The sequence below is a fragment of the Acetobacterium sp. KB-1 genome (genome assembly GCF_003260995.1).
Taxonomy (GTDB): Bacteria; Bacillota; Clostridia; order Eubacteriales; family Eubacteriaceae; genus Acetobacterium; species Acetobacterium carbinolicum.
Genome location: NZ_CP030040.1, coordinates 909,118 through 929,972, shown reverse-complemented (window position 1 = coordinate 929,972; position 20,855 = coordinate 909,118). Strand labels below are relative to the sequence as shown.

The 20,855-nt window shown below is 39.0% G+C and carries 14 protein-coding genes; 13 read left to right on the top strand and 1 reads right to left on the bottom strand.

Features of this window, described 5'->3' with window-relative positions; translation table 11 throughout:
* Positions 1-122: 122 nt before the first annotated feature.
* The gene (locus DOZ58_RS04290; RefSeq protein WP_070372599.1) at positions 123-1,028 is read right to left on the bottom strand and encodes a LysR family transcriptional regulator; all 906 of its coding nucleotides are present in this window, start codon (positions 1,026-1,028) and stop codon (positions 123-125) included.
* Positions 1,029-1,206: 178 nt separating this feature from the next.
* Here DOZ58_RS04290 and DOZ58_RS04285 point away from each other — a divergent pair, with 178 nt between their 5' ends.
* The 13 genes from DOZ58_RS04285 (at position 1,207) to DOZ58_RS04225 (ending at position 20,762) form a co-directional block, all read left to right on the top strand.
* Positions 1,207-2,541, top strand: a complete 1,335-nt coding sequence (locus tag DOZ58_RS04285) for an aminomethyltransferase family protein (RefSeq protein ID WP_070372598.1) — start codon at positions 1,207-1,209, stop codon at positions 2,539-2,541.
* A 250-nt stretch (positions 2,542-2,791) separates the two neighbouring features.
* Positions 2,792-4,246 (top strand): sigma-54-dependent Fis family transcriptional regulator, encoded by a 1,455-nt coding sequence (locus DOZ58_RS04280; RefSeq protein WP_111887173.1) that lies wholly within the window; start codon positions 2,792-2,794, stop codon positions 4,244-4,246.
* Positions 4,247-4,715: 469 nt separating this feature from the next.
* Complete coding sequence (gene ltrA / locus DOZ58_RS04275; protein ID WP_111887172.1) at positions 4,716-6,131, top strand: group II intron reverse transcriptase/maturase; 1,416 nt, start codon at positions 4,716-4,718, stop codon at positions 6,129-6,131.
* A gap of 797 nt (positions 6,132-6,928) precedes the next feature.
* Positions 6,929-7,849, top strand: a complete 921-nt coding sequence (locus tag DOZ58_RS04270) for an enoyl-CoA hydratase/isomerase family protein (RefSeq protein ID WP_070372596.1) — start codon at positions 6,929-6,931, stop codon at positions 7,847-7,849.
* A 30-nt stretch (positions 7,850-7,879) separates the two neighbouring features.
* Positions 7,880-8,731: a 3-hydroxyacyl-CoA dehydrogenase family protein gene (locus DOZ58_RS04265; protein WP_084633789.1), complete on the top strand. Its 852-nt coding sequence runs from the start codon at positions 7,880-7,882 to the stop codon at positions 8,729-8,731.
* A gap of 124 nt (positions 8,732-8,855) precedes the next feature.
* Positions 8,856-10,019 carry a thiolase family protein gene (locus DOZ58_RS04260; RefSeq protein WP_070372594.1) on the top strand — a complete coding sequence of 388 codons (1,164 nt, stop codon included), beginning with the start codon at positions 8,856-8,858 and terminating at the stop codon, positions 10,017-10,019.
* Positions 10,020-10,060: 41 nt separating this feature from the next.
* The gene (locus DOZ58_RS04255) at positions 10,061-11,644 is read left to right on the top strand and encodes a malonate decarboxylase subunit alpha (RefSeq protein ID WP_111887171.1); all 1,584 of its coding nucleotides are present in this window, start codon (positions 10,061-10,063) and stop codon (positions 11,642-11,644) included.
* A gap of 45 nt (positions 11,645-11,689) precedes the next feature.
* Positions 11,690-13,696 carry an FAD-dependent oxidoreductase gene (locus tag DOZ58_RS04250; protein WP_111887170.1) on the top strand — a complete coding sequence of 669 codons (2,007 nt, stop codon included), beginning with the start codon at positions 11,690-11,692 and terminating at the stop codon, positions 13,694-13,696.
* 268 nt (positions 13,697-13,964) lie between these two features.
* Positions 13,965-14,870 (top strand): carbon-nitrogen hydrolase family protein, encoded by a 906-nt coding sequence (locus tag DOZ58_RS04245; protein ID WP_070372591.1) that lies wholly within the window; start codon positions 13,965-13,967, stop codon positions 14,868-14,870.
* Positions 14,871-14,920: 50 nt separating this feature from the next.
* Positions 14,921-16,111 (top strand): MFS transporter, encoded by a 1,191-nt coding sequence (locus DOZ58_RS04240; RefSeq protein WP_111887169.1) that lies wholly within the window; start codon positions 14,921-14,923, stop codon positions 16,109-16,111.
* A gap of 91 nt (positions 16,112-16,202) precedes the next feature.
* On the top strand, positions 16,203-17,651 hold the full coding sequence (locus tag DOZ58_RS04235) for an aminomethyltransferase family protein (RefSeq protein WP_111887168.1): 1,449 nt from the start codon (positions 16,203-16,205) through the stop codon (positions 17,649-17,651).
* 161 nt (positions 17,652-17,812) lie between these two features.
* Entirely contained in the window at positions 17,813-18,046 is a 234-nt protein-coding gene (locus DOZ58_RS04230; RefSeq protein ID WP_070372589.1) for a hypothetical protein, read from the top strand.
* 382 nt (positions 18,047-18,428) lie between these two features.
* Positions 18,429-20,762 (top strand): methyl-accepting chemotaxis protein, encoded by a 2,334-nt coding sequence (locus tag DOZ58_RS04225; protein ID WP_111887167.1) that lies wholly within the window; start codon positions 18,429-18,431, stop codon positions 20,760-20,762.
* Positions 20,763-20,855: the final 93 nt, after the last annotated feature.

Below are 20,855 nucleotides of genomic sequence, written 5' to 3'. Positions count from 1 at the left end.
AACCTTTTATGCAAGGAAAGTCATATAATTTTTGTGTAACAATGGCTTAAAATAATAAGTTGTATTAAAAAGGATTGTATGGATAACTTTTGAATTTTTCGCCAAATTGATGCTCTTTTGGCTCACGATTCTTCCTTGTTTTGAAAAGTTTTTATTGCGGTTTGGATAAAGTTATGAATAAGAGGGTTTGAGTTGTCATAGCGGTAATATAAGCACATTTTCACGATAAATTCATGCCCTATAAGCGGAATAGTTTTAATATAATCTCTATCCATATGACGTACACTATATGGCATAATGCTGATGCCTCCAGTTTTACGGATAGCAAGACCCAGTGTATCGACTTGTTGTGTGAAAATAGTCTTTTTTGGCGAAATGCCGAAACGAACAAAGATTGAGAGAATTTCAGCATTGAAATCTCGATATCCGGCGTTGTTGTCTAAAAAAATAAAGGTTTCGTTGACTAAATCTGTCGGATTAATGAATGACTGATTGGCAAGTGGATGCATAGAAGGAAGTAAAACAGCGAGTATTTCAGAAGCAAAAGGTATTTGCCGAAGTTCGCTATTCGCCGTCAAACCAGTGTTAGTTGTGAGAAAAAGATCGCTGTTTCCCGTCAGCAGACTTTTAAGACCTTCAATCGGTTGACAGGATAATATTTGCACATCACATTTTGGATAAGCCAAAGAGAAACGTTCGACGATTGGTTCGGTAAAATCAGATGTGTAGTAGTAGGGACTACTGATTTTAAGGCTCCCTAATTGACCGGAGGTGAGAAGTTTTATCTGTTCAAGTGCAATATGGTATTGCGTAAGCATAGCAGTAAAATTTTCATATGCCACTTTTCCTGCTTCAGTGAGTACGACATGTCTGGTATTGCGCTGCAAAAGTTTGGCTCCCATTTCTGCTTCAACGATTGCAATGTGTCGACTAAGAACAGGTTGGGTAATATACATTATTTCAGCTGTCTTTGAAAAATTAAGCGTCTCAGCCAGTTTTAGATACTCTTCAATATAGTGCAGTTTCAAAGTGGTACCTCCAGTTTTTATTTTGAATATATCAGTAAAAAAGTGCACTGGCAAGTTATTTATGCTTTATTGACATAAATCCCGTTAATATTGGCATTTCTCAAGAATTAAAAAAAGCACTATAATGAAAGCATAAAAGGTAATTACTTTGATAAAAACAATTTTAGGAGGAAGTGCGATGTTTACAATTGACAGTGCAGTAAATAAAGATTGCCCCGTATTGATTAATTGGGGAAAAGACGGCGGGATTTATCCCTATGCATTCACATCCAGTGAGGATGAAATGCTCGCCTGTCGAGAATCAGCGTGGTTTGGTTGCTTTTTAAATTGTTCGCCGGTGTATGATATTTCTGGGCCGGATGCCGTTAAGTTACTCAACTATGTCTGCGTTAACCGGGATTTCGAAAAACTAAAAATCGGTGGGTCAAGACACGCCTTAATGTGTAATGATAGAGGTCAGCTGTTGGCAGACGGTTTAATAATCCGAACTGGAGAAGATACCTTTAGAACCTATTGGCTGGCTCCGATTGTATCATTTTATGTCGATACATTAGGTATGAATGTGACTGGAAATTGGGTTTTTGACGAGTATTTTTACCAGATTGACGGCCCAAAATCATTGCAAATTATGGAGAAAGCTTCACAAACTGATTTACATGACATAAAATTTGCAGGAAGAAAAAATATAAAAATCGCAGGTACTGACGTAACAATAGTGAGACTTGGGATGTCTGGTGCGCTGGCTTACGAAATTCATGGCAGCACTGATCATGCTGATGCTGTTTATGATGCAGTAGTAGCAGCCGGAGCAGAATTTGGTTTAAAGCGCCAAGGCGTCAGTAATTATTGTAGAAGCCATACCCAGGGTGGTTATCCCAATCAATGGATTCATTTTTGGTATCCTTGGCGTTCCAGCGGCGAACAATTGTTGAAATATATTGAGACGTGTCCATATATTTTTGAAGGTCACAAACAATATCCATTCTTTGGAAGTGCAAGCGACAACTCTGAAAATGCCTTTGTAACGCCGTTTGATGTGGCTTGGGAATATTTAATTAACTATGATCATGAATTCATTGGGAAAACAGCGCTTCAGGAAATTGCTAAAAATCCGCCTAAAAAATGTGTGACACTGGAATGGAATTCTGAAGATATTGGGAAAGTTTTTGCAACGCAGTTTAATGGAACAAAGCAAGCAACTGCTGAAGAGATTACGCGTGTCGGTGATGGCGGGGAAGCACCTTTTGTGATCAGCAAGGTTTTAAATAACGGAAATATGGTAGGTATGACCGCAGGAAGAACAAATGACTATTATCATCAAAAAATGATTTCTTTGGCTTTTGTTGAGAAGGATTATGCAATTGAAGGCAAGGAACTGATAGTGATTTGGGGTACCGCAGAAACATCACAGCTTGAGATACGCGCAACGGTTGCACCGTTTCCTTACTATAATGAAGAGTATCGAAATGAAACCTTTGATGTGGAAAAGATACCGCATCCAGTTTTTGAATAATGCTAACTGAGCCACTCACCTGGTTATTCATTCAAATTTAAAATCAGATATTTGAAACAACAAAATGTGTCGTTAATTTTCAGCACCGTTTTTATTAACCTGATTATACAACAACGGGGCAAGAGGTTAAATTAAAGCCTTTGCCCTTTATTAGATACGACGGTTTGACTTTAATTTCACTTTTTAAGGCTTTGACTGAATAATAAAATTAATAAAAGCAAACAGTTAGGTTTAGAACAAAAGGAGGGGAATGTCGGGTATTCTACTCGGTGATCACATGAACTATTATAATATTGGTGATAGAGATTCTGAGCAGTTTAATCGCATGTTGGTGGAAAGTCTTTCTGAGATGATATCTATCTCAGTCCGTGGACCGGATAAAAAGTTTGTTTTTGTTAGTGAAGAATTTTTGAAAGGTCTAAAGCTAAAACCCGCTGATGTTGAGGGCAAAGGTTCTACAGAGTTAATCCAGGAAAAATTATATGAATCATCAGCCAGTGAAAGAGCATTTTCTGAAGGAACTGACGCAAAAGAGTTTTTTCATGCGATCGATGACCAATGGGTGTATTCCGAGAGTAAAATTATAAAAGATTTTAAGGGTGAATTAGAATATGTAGTAACATATAGTGTGCTACCTCATGAACTTTTAAAAGAAATTGATAAAATGCGGCTCCATTTGGAATATTATAAGCAAGAAAATAAGCAGCTATATAATTACCTTATTAAAAATGATAACATTCATGTTTTTGCAGACAAAAGTATGAGTAAAATTGTTAAAAATGCGGTAAAAATTGCCCCAACAAATGCTAGTGTGGTGATTACAGGAGAATCAGGTGTAGGTAAGGAAATAATTGCAAAGGTCATTCATGAAAACAGTGATCGTCGTGAAAAGCCATTTGTTGCTGTTTGCATACCCCAAATGTCACCCGCCTTAATGGAGTCGGAGTTATTCGGTTATGAAAAAGGCGCCTTTACTGGAGCACTAAGTTCAGGACATGAAGGTTTGTTAGAAAGTGCTAATGGTGGCACGGTTTTTTTGGATGAGATTGGAGATATATCGCTTGATCTGCAGGTAAAACTTCTTCGTGTCTTGGAAAACCTCAAGTTTACGCGAGTAGGTGGCACAAAAACGATTGAGCTTGATGTTCGCTTTATTGCAGCGACTAACAAGAATCTTAAACAAATGGTGAAGGATAATAGCTTCAGAGAGGATCTGCTTTACCGTATTGGAGTCATTTTTCTTAATATTCCTCCGCTACGAGAACGGAAAGACGATATTATTCCATTGGTTAATCATTTCGTTTCACTACTGAATAAGATTTATTGTAGTCATCACAGAGTTGCTGAAGATGCATATCATTTGTTTAGAGAATATGCATGGCCTGGAAATGTAAGAGAACTACGTAATTTAGTAGAGAAGCTGGTAGTGTTATCAGAAGAGAACCTTATTAACGCACAAATGGTTAATAGACTACTTCAAGGTGAAGACTTTTTAGTAGCAGACACTACAATCGGCACTCGTCAAGATCATGAGGCGATATGGGAAGAAAATACAGTTATAGATAAATATAACCAAATCGAGTCCGATAAGATTCTTACGGCGTTAGTAGAGGCCGGTGGAAACCGTACAATAGCGGCAGAAATACTAGGTATTTCGAGAAGCACATTATATCGTCGTTTGAAAAAACACCCTATTAATAAATAAACTCGAATATTGGGATATTCTCATAAAAAGCTTGTAATGACTTCACTGTCATTACAAGCTTTTTTTAGTCGCCCGGCATGGGCGCAATCTAACGGGTGAAAGTCCCGAGCACGGGTAGGTAGTGCCAAGTGAATAGCTTAAGGCAAGGGTGTCCCCGGCGACGGGGAATCTGAAGGAAGCCGGCGGCAAACTTCCGGTCTGACGAACAGAAATCACATCAGGCATTATCAACTGGGTAAGGTTGCTAAGCAAACCAAAGCCCTAAAACTACCCGGAAGTTGATGGTGTAAATGTGGCAGATAGATGGAAGGAAAGATTGCGTTCTTACCCAGGGAGATCTCACGGACGTGTGGAAACAGAGTATGAAACACGGTTGAAATAAGATTTATCGTGAGAAGTCAGCCGAAGCCATAGTACGGAGACAATCTAGATGTCGAAGGAAGGGCTGAACCAGAGGAGGTGAAGATCAATGAAGATTACTGACGGTGATAAAATAAAACACAGAAAACTTCAAAATGAAGACGATCTGCAAAAGATATCTGCGGAACAGAAAAGATATGCAGACGTGTGTGCGTCACCAAAGATAATTGAAACCGAAATCACCAACACAAACGAGCAGATGGATGGACTGCTGGAGAAGATTTTAACCCGGGATAATCTGAACCTGGCCTATAAGCAGGTGAAGAAAAACAAGGGTGCAGGTGGAATTGACGGGATGCAGGTGGATGAACTTCTGCCCTACCTGAAAGAAAACCGGAATGAACTCATTGAAGCCATCCGAAGTGGTAAATACAAACCACACCCCGTCAGACGGGTAGAAATACCAAAAGATAACGGGAAAACACGAAAATTAGGAATCCCAACTGTTGTGGATCGACTGATCCAACAGGCAATCATGCAGGTGTTGACGCCGATATTCGAGCAACAATTCTCAGACAACAGTTTTGGATTCAGACCGGGGCGCAGTGCCCAAGGTGCCCTGAAACAATGCCAGCAAAATATCCACGACGGATATAAATACGTCGTGGATATGGATCTGGAGCGGTACTTTGATACTGTCAATCACAGTCGACTGATACAGATTCTGTCTGAAACCATCAAAGATGGTCGGGTCATTTCCCTGATCCACAAATATTTAAACGCTGGCGTGATGTCAGGCGGTGTGTTCGAGAGAAGTGAGGAAGGCGTACCGCAAGGCGGCCCACTCAGCCCAATTCTTGGTAATATCATGCTTAATGAATGTGACAAGGAACTGGAACGTCGTGGACACCGTTTTGTCCGGTATGCGGATGATCTGATGATTTTCTGCAAAAGTCGGAGAGCTGCCGAACGAACCCTTAAAAACATCGCACCGTTTATCGAAGGGAAATTGTTTCTTCGAATAAATCGGGAGAAAACAAAGGTGGCCAACGTCACAAAAGTAAAATTTCTCGGATACGGATTCTATATCTACCGGGGACAGGGAAGGTTGCGAGTTCACCCCCAGAGCATCGGTAAGCTGAAGGATAAAATCCGACAGATTACCGGACGCAGTAATGGGATGGGAATTCAGAGACGAAAAGAAAGACTGCTGCAAATCGTGCGGGGCTGGGTCAATTATTTCAAGCTGGCGGATATGAAAAAGATCCTCAAACCGCTGGATGAATGGATGAGAAGCCGGATCCGGATGGTTGTCTGGAAACGATGGAAGAAAGTGAAAACCCGATTTATCAATCTCAAGAAATTGGGACTGGATGAAGAACGGGCCTGGATGTGGGCAAACACAAGAAAAGGCTATTGGCGAACCGCCCATAGCCCAATCTTACTGAGAACCCTTTCTAATGACCGCTTGAAGCGGGCAGGATATCCCAACTTTTATGATTATTATCTGCAAGTAACCGTGTAAACTTTGGAACCGCCGTATACCGAACGGTACGTACGGTGGTGTGGGAGGTCGGTTGATCAATTAATGGTCAGCCTCCTACCCGATTGGTGGAAAATCATCGTTATTTTATAGTGATATCAGCATCTCCGTAAAATAATCGGGGACATGAACGCGTGTCAAATTGTTTCAACTTCGTTCAGAGGCATTGACATTAGTGTATCAATTTGTCTTATAAAAAATAAAATATGCAAACAGTAATAAAGCATTATGAAGGAGCAGATTCGAAATAAATCGCTTTGCTCCAGGATTATTAAATTGTACATTGTCATAATTTAGTTTTGAATAAAAGTTGGCATATAAATTGCTAATATATAAATTACTTCATATTGCAATGTTAAAAATATGTGAACCACAGATACAATCCCAATTTACTGAATGAATTTATTATTTCAAATCGCTAAGAGGAAAAGAAAATATCTTAATTATTAAATTGCTTTATTTAGAAATGAGATTTTTAGATGTAACAGCCCTTTGTTTTTAATATATCAAGACTAGAAGGAGGTTCAGTGAGCGGAAAAAAGCGCTATTCCAGCTGAAATGAGTAATTTTTATGAATGTAATAAAAAATTTGTCATTATGGTTATAGCTCAATAATGAGTAAAAAAGATATTTTTGATCGATGTGGGAAGATATTTAATTGCTATAAAGTGAGGTTACAGCGCCATGTGCATGAGATAAAGCACTGTTGCCATGTAAAAAAGAATAAGATGAAAGGAAAAGTATGACTATCACTTTGGGTATTTCATACGAAATTATTTATGGAAGAGAGTAATATTACTGTTGTAAAGGAAAATGGTATAGCAACAATTCGAATTAATCGACCTAAATTTCTAAATGCGTTAAACAGCACAATTAGCAAAGAAATATTAAATGAGCTTGAAAAAATAAAGCTTGATTCGTCCATTCGGGTACTGATTGTAACCGGCACTGGTAGATCTTTTGTGGCTGGAGCAGACGTAAAAGAAATGTCTGATTTTCCGCCACGCAAGGCAAGAGAATTTTGCACAGTAGCAATTGATATTAATAATGAATTGGAAAGTATGCCAATCCCTACTATCGCAGCAATAAATGGTCTTGCGTTGGGAGGAGGATTAGAACTGGCTCTAGCATGTGATTTTCGAGTAGGGGGCTCACGAACACTTTTAGCTTTACCGGAGGTTGGTCTTGGCATTATCCCCGGAGCACATGGCTGTGCTCGCATAACATCAATAATTGGACCGTCAAAGGCGAAACAGTTAATAATGCTTAATGAGAAGATACCAGGTAAGCTTGCTTATGAAATTGGTCTGATTAATTGGTATGTTACAGGAAATGCTACCTTGGATGAAGAAGTAACCTCCGCTCAAACTGCACTGATAGCTCAAAAATCTTGTGAGGAAAACAAAGTTTTATTAAAACAAGCAGAAGATAGAGCAAGATCAGCAGAGAAAGTAGCAGATGCTGCTGAAGCTGAGGCTATTTATACAAAAGCAATGGACATTGCGCAATTGTTGAAATCAAAACCTAAATGCGCTTTAGCTGCAGCAAAAGCTGTAATCAATACGGCAGCTAACGAGAGTATTCGAGCTGGTAAGACAGCTGAAACGGCTGAATTTTCTTTATTATTTGATACAGATGATCAGAAAGAAGGAATGTCTGCAATGCTTGAAAAAAGAGTTGCAGTATTTACTAATAATTAAAATTTAAAAGGAATAGGAAGGAATATTATTATGAACATACAAACGATAGGTGTAATTGGCGCAGGACAGATGGGAGCTGGTATTGCGCAGGCTGTTGCAACTGGAGGTTATAGAGTCATTCTTTACGACATTAAGGAAGAGTATTGTGAAAATGCAAAAGAAAAGATATACGCATCTTTAAAGAAACGTGCTGAGGCAGGAAAAATCACAACCGATTTAGTAGAAAATACCATAGAAAAGATTAATACTACTGAGGATTTGAAGCAGTTAGGAATCTGCGATATGGTTATTGAGGCAGTGCCTGAAGTATTAGAATTAAAACAGTCTATATTCAAAGAACTCGGAACGATATGCAGACCTGATGCGATTCTTTGCACAAATACATCCACGATATCAGTTTCTCAGGTTATGAGTGAATGTACAATGAAAGAGCGTTGCGCGGGCATGCATTTCTTTTTTCCTGCACCAGTCATGAAGTTGGTGGAGGTGATTCGATCAAATGATACAACAGATGCTACGGTTTCAGTAATTAAACAAGTGGCCAGTTATATAGGTAAGACAGCTATTGAATGCAAGTTTGATACACCAGGTTTTATTGTCAACCGGTGCTTGTTTGCTTTTCTACAGGAAGCACTTCACTGCTATGAAGATGGCATAGCTACTATCGAAGATATCGATACTGCTATGAAGCAGGGGCTTAATCACCCAATGGGACCGTTTGAAATGATGGATATGTCTGGATTGGATATATATCCTCATGCCTGTGAATCATTAAGAGAACTGCCAGTTACAACATGGGAGTGCTGCGATAGTGTCAAGAAATTAATTGAAGAGGGGCGATTAGGAAGAAAGTCAGGCCATGGATGGTATGACTATAAATAAATATAAACTAAATAGTTTATTTGTCAAGCGTAAAAATATCGAAAGATATGAAAAATACTTTTTGCAATTATGTCTATGAAGTTGTGAGGAGTAAGCATTTTTTAGAATTAACAAGGAGGAAATAATGAAAGAAGCAGTTATTGTTGCATATGGACGCAGCGCTTGTTGTCGGGCAAATAAAGGAGGGTTTGCAAATAGTCATCCGATAAATTATGCCGCACAGACACTGAAGGGAGTACTAAGCAAGGTTCCTCAAATCAATCCTGAAATAATAGGTGATGTAATTACTGGATGTGCTATGCCGATAAATGAGGCACATATGAATATCAGTCGACTGATTGTAAATCGAGCTGAATTACCTGATTGTGTACCAGCACAAACGATAAATCGTTTTTGTTCATCTGGTTTACAAGCGATTTCATCTGCGGCTAATGCTATTATTTCAGGTGAATATGATGTAGCAGTAGCAGGTGGCGTAGAGAGTATGAGTAAGTGTTTTATTCCGTATTCTGATTCGTATATGAATCCATGGATTAAAGAAAATTATATTGGTGGTTATATGTCTATGGGTGAAACGGCTGAAAGGGTAGCAGAACATTATATGATCAGACGTGAAGACATGGAAAAAATGGCCTTGGAATCCCATAAAAAAGCCGCAAAAGCTCGTACCGAAGGCAAGTTGGCTCATTGTATCATCCCGGTTTTAAATGATCAAGGTAACATGATCATGATAGATGAGGGGATTCTCGCCGACGAAAATGGAATGCTTAAAACGAGTATGGAAAGAATGGCCGCAATGACTCCGTGTTTCCGTGAAGAAGGTCAAGTAACGGCAGCTACTTCCTCTCAAATGACTGATGCGGCGGCATATGTAGTTATTATGTCTTCGGAGAAAGCATCAGAGCTTGGCATAAAGCCAATTGCCAAGTTTGCGGGATATTCTGTAGCGGGTTGTGACGCAACAGAAATGGGGATGGGACCCTTATTTGCTGTTCCAAAGCTTATGAAAAAATGCAATTTATCTCTCGAACAGATGGATGTTATCGAGATAAATGAAGCTTTTGCATCACAGGCATTAGCGTGCATTAACGAACTTGGTATGGATATGCAGAAGGTTAATCCTTATGGAGGTGCTATGTCCATTGGCCACCCTATGGGGGCTACTGGTGCTATTCTTACGTCAAAAGCGTTGTCTTATCTGAGTGATACTGGTGGACAATATGCCTTGATTACTATGTGTATAGGTGGCGGCATGGGAGCGGCAGGTGTCTTTGAGTTATGTAAATAGTAAGAAGAAATTACTAAGAATTGAATAGGAGAAATAAAATTATGGCAAAAATTATTAGTGCAGAAGAAGCCGTTCGCTTAGTCAAAGATGGCGATGTTTTAGCAGTAAATGGCGTAGTTACAGTATGTAACCCTGATCTGCTTTGTCAAGCTCTTGGCAAACGATACCAAGACACAAAAACCCCTAGTGGACTTACTCTATGGGGTGCAACAGCGCTCGGCTTATCAAAAAAAGGTGCCTTTGCAGATAGTTTGTTTTTAGACAATGAAGGGCTTTTCAAAAAAGCGGTATTGGGACAAGTCAACTCTACTCCTACTCTTGCCCAAATGATTTCTGAAAACAAAATAGCTGGTTTCAATCTCCCTCAAGGAGTGGTTTCACATTTGTATAGGGCTGCCGCAGGAAAACAACCAGCAATAATTAGTGGAATTGGTTTAAATACCTCGGTTGATCCGCGTCTCGACGGTGCGTGTCTTAATGAAAAAGCTCGTAATGAACCTCCGCTTTCCCAAGTCGTAAATATTGCTGAGAAGGAATATCTTCAGTTTTTCACACCTAAGATTGATGTTGCATTTATTGCAGGCTCTATCGCTGATGAAAAAGGTAATATTTCTTTTGAGAATGAGGCTGCTTTTGTTGATGCGATTGCAATTGCATTAGCAACAAAGGCTAATGGGGGAATAGTATGTATTCAGGTTGAGCAGATATCGGATAAGCGATTGCATCCAAAATTGGTAAAGATTCCGGGGAAAGCAGTGGATTATATTATCGTTAACCCGAATCAGTTGCAGTGCGTATTTGAAAAAAACCAGCCAGCTATTAATGGAGATGGGATACTTTATTCAGAAGAGATCGTACCTTACATTGAAAGAATGGTATCATTTATTCCTGGAAATAAGAAAAGATATGATCAATATATCATTGCTCGAAGAGCATATAAAGAGATCAATAAGGGTGACATAATCAATCTGGGAGTTGGCATTCCAGGACTCATTGCTACGATAGCTACTGAATGCGGTGATTGGGAGGATATTACTTTAACCAATGAAGTTGGCCTGTTCGGTGGGATTCCCCTGCCTCGTCCTGGTTTTGGCGCTTCTCTTAATGCTGAGATGATTACAGAAATGTCCATCATGTTTGATTTTTATGATGGTGGGAATCTGGATGGTGTATATGTTGGTGCTGCACAGGTATCATCAGAGGGAAACGTTGGTGTAAGCAAAGTAGGTAGTGTAATTATCGGAGTAGGCGGATTTATCAATCTGACACAATCATCACATAAAGTTGTCTTCATGACAAACTTTATGGATGGAAAGAATATGGAGCTAAAATTTGAAGAGAATAAACTTCGCATTATTCAAGAGGGTACTAATCGAAAATTTGTAAATAAAGTAGAACAAATATCCTTTTCAGGAGATGGTGCCATAGAGAATAATCAAGATATTACCTATATCACAGAGCGCTGTGTATTTAAACTGACCCCTGAAGGATTATTATTAACAGAAGTTGCTCCTGGGATTGATATAGAGCGTGATATACTGGCAAATATGGATTTTGTACCATTGATCGCAGAAAATGTTAAAATCATGGATCATGAATTTTTTGATTTTAAAATTCAAAATTAAAAGAAAAATTGTTTTAAATTTACATTAGAAAGTGAGTGCTAATATATGTCTAATATTTTGTTACAACCATATGAAATCGGTAGAATAACAATTAAAAATCGTTTTGTAATGACTCCTGTTCAGCTTTCCTATGCAACACAAGATGGCAAGCCTACACCCAGGTTAATAGAATTTTACCGTCGGCGTGCTGCAGGCGGTGCTGGCCTCATTGTTGTTGGGGCAGTAGGTGTGGATCCTATGCGTATATGCACTGCAGGTGTAATGCAACTTTCGCGTGACAACGATATGCCAGGTATGAAGGAATTGGTAGATGCCGTTCATAAGGAAGGTGGGAAAATATTCCCGCAATTGTGGCATCCTGGAGCTTACGCTAAACCTGAAGAGTACAACGGTCAAACCCCTGTTGCCCCTTCTGATTATAAGTGCAAATTTAATCAAGCCCAGACACGTGCATTAAAAATAGAAGAAATAGAAGAAATTATCTGTAATTTTGCTGCAGCGGCAAAACGGGCACAAGATGTTGGTTTTGATGGTATTGAATTGGTCGCTAGTGCTGGGTACTTAATTGCACAATTTCTATCAGCATCTACAAACTTTCGCACTGATCGTTATGGCGGATTTTTAGATGGCCGCATGAATTTTCTTCGTGATATAGTCGTTGCAGTAAAAAAAGCTGTGGGCTCCGATTTTCCGGTTACCGTACGATTAGCTGGAAATGAGTTTGTACCCAATGGTAATGATAATGACAGTTGCATTATCATTGCCAAGGAATTGGAACGACTTGGCGTAGCTGCACTTAATATAACGGGAGGTTGGCATGAAACGTTGGTGCCACAGCTTACTATGGATGTACCAAGAGGTGCCTTTAGCTATTTGTCAAAACGCGTGAAAGAGGCCGTTTCTATTCCTGTATACGCATGTAATCGCTTTGATATTTCGACTGCAGAAGAAGTCGTAATCCGAGGAGATGCAGACTTTATAGGGTTTTGTCGAGCTTTTATAGCTGACCCGGATATGGTGCGAAAATTAGAGGATGGACGTCCTGATTTAATTCGGCCTTGTGTTGGTTGCAATCAAGGATGTATGGATCACGTTTTCAAGTCAAAACCACTGGCCTGTCTTGCAAATAGTGATGCAGGATTCGAGTCTGAATCTGCGTCTTCCTTGATCAAGAAAATTCTTGTGATTGGTGCTGGTGTGGCGGGGATGGAATTTGCCCTGCGTGCTGCATCTGATGGCTCCATAATTACTGTTTGGGAAAAGGAAAATGAACCTGGCGGACAGATGGATTTAGTTTCTTCACCTCCAGGACGCGAAAGTTTTGCTGAGCTTTCTACTTTCCAATACATCGCCTGCAAAAATATTGGTGTAACTTTTGATTTCAATCATGAAGCTACGGCAGAGGAGATTATATCTTGTGTTGAAAGTGGAAAGTTTGACAAAGTAGTTTTAGCAACTGGAGCTCAACCCTTACTTCCTGATTTTCCAAAAGAGGAAGGTGCAAATATAGTTTCAGCGTGGGATGTTCTGCGTGGGAAAGCATCTATTGGAAAAAAGGTTGTTGTCGTTGGGGGTGGAGCGGTTGGTATAGAAACTGCGTTAAAAATTGCTGAAGAAGGAACTATCAGTGCAGATACGCTTAAATTTCTCTTTCTGAATCGTGCAGAAACACCTGAAATGCTATATGAATTATTGACTCATGGCAGCAAAAAAGTCTCCATTGTTGAAATGCAGCCTAAAATTGGATCGGATATTGGACCTTCTTCCAAGTGGATTATGATGACAAATTTGGAAAGATACAATGTTGACAAACATCCTGATTCAAAAGTTATCTCTATTCAGAAAAATTCAGTTACCGTAGAACGTTCCGACGGCACAAGGGAGATTATACCTGCAGAAACAGTTGTTTTGGCAATTGGATCTCGAGCCGAAAATAAATTGGCAGAGCAATTAAAAGGGAAAATTGCAGATATGGTTGTAATTGGCGACGCTAGAAAACCACGAAAAGTGATAGATGCTCTGAAAGACGCTAAAGAAGCACTCGCAGAATAATCGAAGTAACTTTCTATTGATATAATATATAGAAATCCAAAGTGTCTCGAAATGTGTCAGAAATGCGCATCTTTTATATTCTCAACTTGAGACATTGCGACGCATAATGAAACGGAAACCTGATTTAACGTGGCAAAAGCGGAAAAAAACTTGGCACAAGATTTGCTGTAATTATAACCAAATCTTGTAAGGAGGAATTAATAAAGACTGAGCGCTTTAAAAACAAAAACTACAATTTTAAGAAAACAATTTAAAGGAGGAAAAAGTAATGTCTAAAATTAAAATTGCATCCGTAGCAATGGTAAGTGTTCCTGATAAGGCGGTAAATTTGGCAAAAATGTTGTGTTTTATTGATGAAGCAGCCCAAAAAGGGGTTGATCTTATTGCGTTTCCTGAATTTTGTCTTCCAGGTATTCCAACTACATTTACTATGATGTCTACCAACATTGATGCGACATCTTATTGGGTGAATGCAGCGGAGTATGTGCCCGAGGGTGATTCAGTTCAGGCCTTGATTGCAAAGGCGAAAGAGCGTAATATTTATATCTCTTGGACCATGTCAGAACAAGACAAGGAGTATTGTGACAGATTCTACAATTGTGGTGTATTGGTTGGGCCAGAAGGATTTATAGGGAAATACAGAAAAATTCAACAACCCGGTACAGAACGGCTTTTCTTCCATCCTGGTAACGAGATACCGGTGTTCGACACAAAAATCGGTAGAATTGGTATGATGATCTGTTTTGATAGGTGGTGGCCAGAAATCGCAAGATGCCTAAAAATTGGGGGTGCAGAAATAATACTTGCAATGTCCGCCTGGCCAGGAACAGATAAAAGCACCGGCGAGGATGATTTCACTTTGAATCTCTGGACGAGTACTGGTTATTGCCGTACGCTTGAAAACGCCGTTGTACTTGTAGATAGCTGTGGAGCTAGCCCGGAAAATATTACCCGCATGGAAGAAGGCCTTGAAGCAGGGCATGCAAGAATATATAGTCCAGAAGGTTATGTTATTGTTACAACTGGCTGGGAAGAAGACATGGCGATTGCGGAGATTGATCCAAAGGCGGCAATTGCAAACTGCTTTGCTACTTTTGGTCTTGGAAACATGGATTCTATCAGAGATCTACGAACTGATATATATATACCGTATTTTGAAAAACACAGAAGATAGCTGTATGATGAGCAGCTAAAATTACCTTAAAAATACAGGAGGGGTTTTATATGGAAAATAAAAAATTAGTAAAAGCATCACTTGCTCTATCTTCGACTTACCTATATATTAATATCGGTATTTTTGTTTCAGTTTTCGGGAATATTGTGAAAACATATTCAAGTAATGGCGCTGTAATGACCAACTTGATTTATCTCATTCCCAATCTAACAGTTATTCCGTTTATTTTTATAGGAGGAAAATTGTGCAGTTGGTTTAGTAAAAAGACTCTTCTAGTAATAGGCTTATCTATTTTTTCGTTAGCTGGAGCAGGGACTCTTTTATTTGAAAATATCTATTATGTCTTGGCTATGAGAGCATTGCTTGGAGTTGGAATGGGGATTCTTTATCCTCTTGCAAGAGCTCTCGCTGTACAGTACTTTGATGGCGAAGAACGAGCAAGTATGTTAGGGATCATGCAGGCTACAGCATGTGGAATCGGTGTTCTACTGGCACTTGCTTCAGGAAGAATTGCTGTCGTTGATTATCACTATGCGTTGTTCTTGTATCTGATTGCTTTGCCCATCGCACTGTTGGCTTTTTTGGCTTTACCTAAAGATGAACCAGAAAAAAAACTTTATCAACATGCGGCAAAGGAAGAAAAAATGCAGAAATTCAGTTCCTCATATTACTATTTTCTAGCTGCTGTGTTTTTTCTATCGGTAATCTTAGTTATAAACCAATTGAAGATGGGGGTATTTGTTACCACTGAGCAATTGGGGACACCCATGCAGATAGGGATTGGAAGTGCGACTGTATTTGTGGCAGGTTTTCTATCGGGAATGCTGTTTGGGAAAATATATACTAAAATTGAGAGATATACAATTGCGTTGGGATGCTGTCTATTGGGGACAGGGTATGTTATTTATTATTTTACGTACAGTATTACAGGCGTTTATCTTGCCTGCGCTACAGCGGGTGCTGCGGTAGGACTGATCCAACCGTATTTTACAGCAAGAGTAGCTGTATTGGTGCCTAAAGAAAGAGCGACAATGGCTATAACATATCTTGGAGTGGTTTATTCGCTTGCTTATTTTTTAGCATCGTATATCATCCCAATGATTGAAAGTTTATTTAATGTTACAACTGCAAGGGGTTCGTATTTGTTGTTTGGAGTCATTGCACTTATAGGTTTTGTTGTGTCGATAGTTTGTACACTACTCTCACAGTCCAGTCAAAAAAAAGCTGATAATGTAGCGTAAAGTCATTTGAATTTTATAAGGTTTTTCAGTGGGGGGATGGTATCCATTTGTTTAAAAGCTTAACGATTTAAAATTTTCTGACTATAAAGACATGAATTTAATGTGTCATGAGGTTAAAGCGGATAACACCAACATCGTAGTAATTGCTGCTTGCGTTATCCGCTATCAATATAAAATTAATTTTATTATGAAAGGAAATATAACAATGAAATTTTCAGTAGATAGTTCGATTAATCGAGATTGCAAACTTATGAATAAGCGAGGACCATCGCTGTATCCATTCTTGGTTTCGTCACCTAAAGAGGAATTGCTTGCATGCAGAGAGACCGCATGGTTAGGATGCTTTTTGAATATTTCACCGGTCTATGATGTCTCAGGACCAGATGCAGTAAAACTACTGAATGACGTATGCGTAAATAGGGATTTTAGCAAGTTAAAGATTAGCGGTTCCCGACATGCATTAATGTGCAATGAGAAAGGACAGCTTATTGCTGATGGATTAATAACTAGAATCGATGATGAGACATTCCGTACTTATTGGTTGGCACCAGCGTTGCCATTTTATGTGGACACACTTGGAATGAATGTAAAAGGCCAGTGGATAACAGACGAATATTTTTTCCAGATTGATGGACCAAAGTCTCTTCAAATACTCGAAAAAGCTACCCAGACAGATTTACACGACATTAAGTTCGCAGGCAAAAAGGACGTTAAGATCGCTGGTACAGATATGACTGTAGTGCGGCTCGGGATGTCGGGTTGCTTAGCTTATGAAGTTCATGGTGAAGAAAAAAATGCCGATTTGGTCTTTGACACCATCATGGAAGCAGGTAAGGAATTTGGTATTAAGCAGCAAGGCACGAATACATACTGCAGAAATCACACTCAGGGCGGCTATCCGAATCAATGGATTCATTTCTGGTATCCGTGGCTTTCTAGCGGAGATGCGCTTGCACAGTTCGTTACTAATGAACCACATATTGCTCCTCACCATAAAATCTACCCATTCTCAGGAAGTGCAAGTGATGATGTTCAGAATGCATTCGTGACACCGCATGACCTAGCGTGGGATTATCTAATTAGTTATGATCATGACTTTGTTGGTAAAGAAGCGCTACAGGAAATTGAAAAGAAAAGTCCGAGAAAGTGCGTAACTTTGGAGTGGAATGCGGCAGATGTTGGAGAGATTTTTGCCAGCCAGTTCATGGGTGCTGAGGTAGAGCCCTTAGACATAATTACAAAGGTAGGAGATGGAGCTGATGAACCGTTCATTATCAGCAAGGTATTATGTGAAGGGAGTGTTGTCGGTGTGGCTTCAGGCAGAACACATGACTTTTACCACCGTCGTATGATTTCTCTTGCGTTTATCAAATCAGAATTCGCTATAGAAGGAAAAGAACTCAAAATCCTTTGGGGAACGCCGGGTACACCTCAAAAGGAAATCCGGGCAATAGTGGCACAGTTCCCTTATTACAATGAAGAATATAGAAATGAAACATTTGATGTAGAAAAAATTCCCCATCCAGTATTCAACGTTTGAGATTTTATTTAACAGGTCATGATCAAGAGATGGGCATGGTAAACACAATAAAGGACTGAGGCGCAACCTGGCACTGCCGGGAAAGTCGTGCTAATAGATGAGTCATAAAATAATGTGTTCAATTGATTTGAAAATTTTAGCGATAAATAGAGGTGAAATAATTGAAAGTAAAAGATATTCTAATTATGGGATTACCAGGTATTGTTATGGGGTTTATAATGAGTTTTATAATTTCTTATTTTGTAATTGGTATACCTGAAAATGAAATAGCAAATGCGATCAATAATGGGATAAGTGGATTAGTCAGCACCTTTTTGGGTGTTTTAATGACCTTTGTTGTGAATAAACAAAAGATAGCCAAGTGTTTTGCAGAAGTGAATGAGAAAAGCAAATAATAACTGTACAATTTAGCGATTTTAACATGGCAGAAAATTTAAAAACTGTAGATTAGATGGGCTTGTTGCATATTTATTTTGATGATCAATTTTATTTATATTTCCGCAGTTCCAATGGTGTTGGAAATTTTCAGTTTTGTGGTTATAACAGGTCAATTCTTCTTTATTGAACATAACTTTGGAATCGTGTCATGGAAATTAGTTACTGGTTTGCCATCGATACGATTCCGTTGATTATTATACAGCGGATTATTATGGAAAGGTGAAAAGGGCACCGGTATGACATCAGCTTCGTTTAACAGGTGGTTATGCAAAGGTTACTTATTTACCGAATGTGTTATTTGGTAAGTGTATCACTTTGTAGAGATACAAGGAGAGAAAAATGAAATTCAAAAGAAGGCTATTAAAAAAAATAATTATTGATCAATGTGCACCATTGTTTTTGATCACTTTGATGCTACTGGTTCTATTACTGGGAATATTTAACCCATCTAATAAAATCAACGAAACAATTAATTCTTTAATGGCTGTTATTTTCTTAATATTTTCTATTTCTGCAATCAGCGTATACTGTCTTTCAATGAAAAAATGGTATACCAAAATTGTCAATATGGCTGATATGTTGGGTAGAATTAACATATCAGAACAAAGCAGAGTTGGTAACGTTCTGGCAAGTGAGGGTGGTAATCCGTTGGATGAACTGATCTTACGAATCAAAATGGTTGAGCATCAGATTGAGTTCCATTATAAGATGGTTCATTCAATTTCGGAAGGAGATTTTTCACCTAAAAGCGAGTTGCTATCAGCTAACATTCCTTTTGATTTGGCATTATTGAGAATAAATGAGTGCTTAAGTGTATTAGAAGCTACAACTGAAGAAAATGTTCTATTAACCCAATGCGATAAGGGAGACAGAAAAATACCTGGTGTTATGGAACTTTCTGGAGGATTTCAAAGGGTCTTTATAAATCAGCAGCAAGCGCTAAAAAAAGCAACTGAAGAAAAGGATTTTCTCGGGGCAATCCTTGATGCAATTCCATATGCTTTGATGGTTACAGACGATAATTACAAATACAAATATATCAATAAAGGCATGGCTGATTATTTTATTAGCAAAGGCGTCATTGAAACGCGTGAAATGGCAGTGGGTATGGATTGTAGTTTATCCGGCTCGAGCATGTGTGGGAATGAAAACTGTGCCAGAAAAATGTTGATTGAAAGAAGCATAAATACTGTAAACTTTGATGCAAGAGGAAAATATTATAAGCAAGATATTGCTTATTTACTTGATAAAAATGGGAAGCCCACTACGGATATCTTAGAGATGACACTAGATCAGACAGCTGTAATGAGTGTGAATGCTTACAATCAAACGGAAATAAAACGGCTTGTGGGGAACTTGGGTAATTTAGCAAGGGGAGAGCTAAATTTTGACTTGAATCTTGGTGAGCCGAATGAATTTACGCAGGAAGTCTATCAGCAATATGAAAGTATCAGAGAGATGATGCGACAGGTAGGAGCATCAGTTGGCGGTTTGATTGACAACACGACTTGGATGATTGAGGAAATAATGAAAGGGAATCTAAGTGCCTGCGCTGATGAAATAGGATTTGAAGGGGCGTGGAAAACGCTGATTATTGGTCTTAACGCAATTCTAAAACGGATAAAAGCACCTTTAGATGAAGTAATTACTGTGATGACAGCTGTTTCAGGCGGTAATCTGAACGTTATGGTCAAAGGCGATTACCAGGGCGACTTCGATAAGTTGAAACAATCAGTAAATCAGACCAATACTTATCTGAACTGGATCACGAAGCGAATAAAAGATATAACTGGCGAAATCAGTAACGGAAATTTGGCATTGGATACTATTGATAGTTTTGATGGTGATTTTTCTGAAATTTCCACTGCTCTAAATGATATTATTGAAACTCTGAATGAGCTGTTATCAGAAATCAACCATGCTGCTGAGCAGGTTTTATCAGGTGCCAGTCAGGTAGCCAGTGGTAGTCAGTCGCTTGCACAAGGTTCGACTGAGCAGGCCAGTGCTATTGAAGAATTGACTGCTGCGATTAGTGAAATTGCCAATCGGACTAAAACAAATGCGGATTCAGCAAATCAAGCACAGGTGTTATCAAAGAATGTCAAATTAGGTGCTGAAGCTGGTAATGGGCAAATGGCTACCATGCAACATGCTATGGAAAAAATCAATCAGTCATCCATCGATATTTCAAAGATCATAAAAGTGATCGATGATATCGCCTTTCAGACAAATATTCTGGCTTTAAATGCAGCTGTTGAGGCAGCCAGAGCTGGACAACATGGCAAAGGTTTTGCAGTGGTAGCGGAAGAAGTACGAACTTTGGCAGCACGTAGTTCGGATGCCGCAAAAGAGACAACATTTCTAATTGAAGGTACCATCAATAAGGTGAAAAATGGAACTGAGATTGCCAATCAAACTGCAATATCTCTTCATGAAATGGTAGATGGGATCGGTAAGATCTCCGAAATTAATGGTCGTATTGCTTCGGCATCAACTCAACAGGCCGTAGAAATTGCTCAGATCAACCAGGGCATTGAGCAGGTGTCACAGGTAGTCCATCAGAATTCAGCGACTGCTGAAGAAAGTGCAGCGGCCAGTGAAGAACTGTCCGGGCAAGCGGAAATGCTTAAAAATAAGCTATATCGATTTAAATTAAAGAATGGGAAGTGCTAATTTTTCATCGATATCACCAAACAGTTTTAGCTGTTATATGAAGAACAAATTGGTAGAGCGGCAGACTAAGCGTAAATGTTAAGAATGAAGATT

Excerpts from the sequence above, each read along its gene's own strand:
- DOZ58_RS04285 (WP_070372598.1), top strand. The coding sequence starts at position 1,207 with ATGTTTACAATTGACAGTGCAGTAAATAAAGATTGCCCCGTATTGATT.
- DOZ58_RS04280 (WP_111887173.1), top strand. The coding sequence starts at position 2,792 with ATGTCGGGTATTCTACTCGGTGATCACATGAACTATTATAATATTGGT.
- ltrA (WP_111887172.1), top strand. The coding sequence starts at position 4,716 with ATGAAGATTACTGACGGTGATAAAATAAAACACAGAAAACTTCAAAAT.
- DOZ58_RS04270 (WP_070372596.1), top strand. The coding sequence starts at position 6,929 with ATGGAAGAGAGTAATATTACTGTTGTAAAGGAAAATGGTATAGCAACA.
- DOZ58_RS04265 (WP_084633789.1), top strand. The coding sequence starts at position 7,880 with ATGAACATACAAACGATAGGTGTAATTGGCGCAGGACAGATGGGAGCT.
- DOZ58_RS04260 (WP_070372594.1), top strand. The coding sequence starts at position 8,856 with ATGAAAGAAGCAGTTATTGTTGCATATGGACGCAGCGCTTGTTGTCGG.
- DOZ58_RS04255 (WP_111887171.1), top strand. The coding sequence starts at position 10,061 with ATGGCAAAAATTATTAGTGCAGAAGAAGCCGTTCGCTTAGTCAAAGAT.
- DOZ58_RS04250 (WP_111887170.1), top strand. The coding sequence starts at position 11,690 with ATGTCTAATATTTTGTTACAACCATATGAAATCGGTAGAATAACAATT.
- DOZ58_RS04245 (WP_070372591.1), top strand. The coding sequence starts at position 13,965 with ATGTCTAAAATTAAAATTGCATCCGTAGCAATGGTAAGTGTTCCTGAT.
- DOZ58_RS04240 (WP_111887169.1), top strand. The coding sequence starts at position 14,921 with ATGGAAAATAAAAAATTAGTAAAAGCATCACTTGCTCTATCTTCGACT.
- DOZ58_RS04235 (WP_111887168.1), top strand. The coding sequence starts at position 16,203 with ATGAATTTAATGTGTCATGAGGTTAAAGCGGATAACACCAACATCGTA.
- DOZ58_RS04225 (WP_111887167.1), top strand. The coding sequence starts at position 18,429 with ATGAAATTCAAAAGAAGGCTATTAAAAAAAATAATTATTGATCAATGT.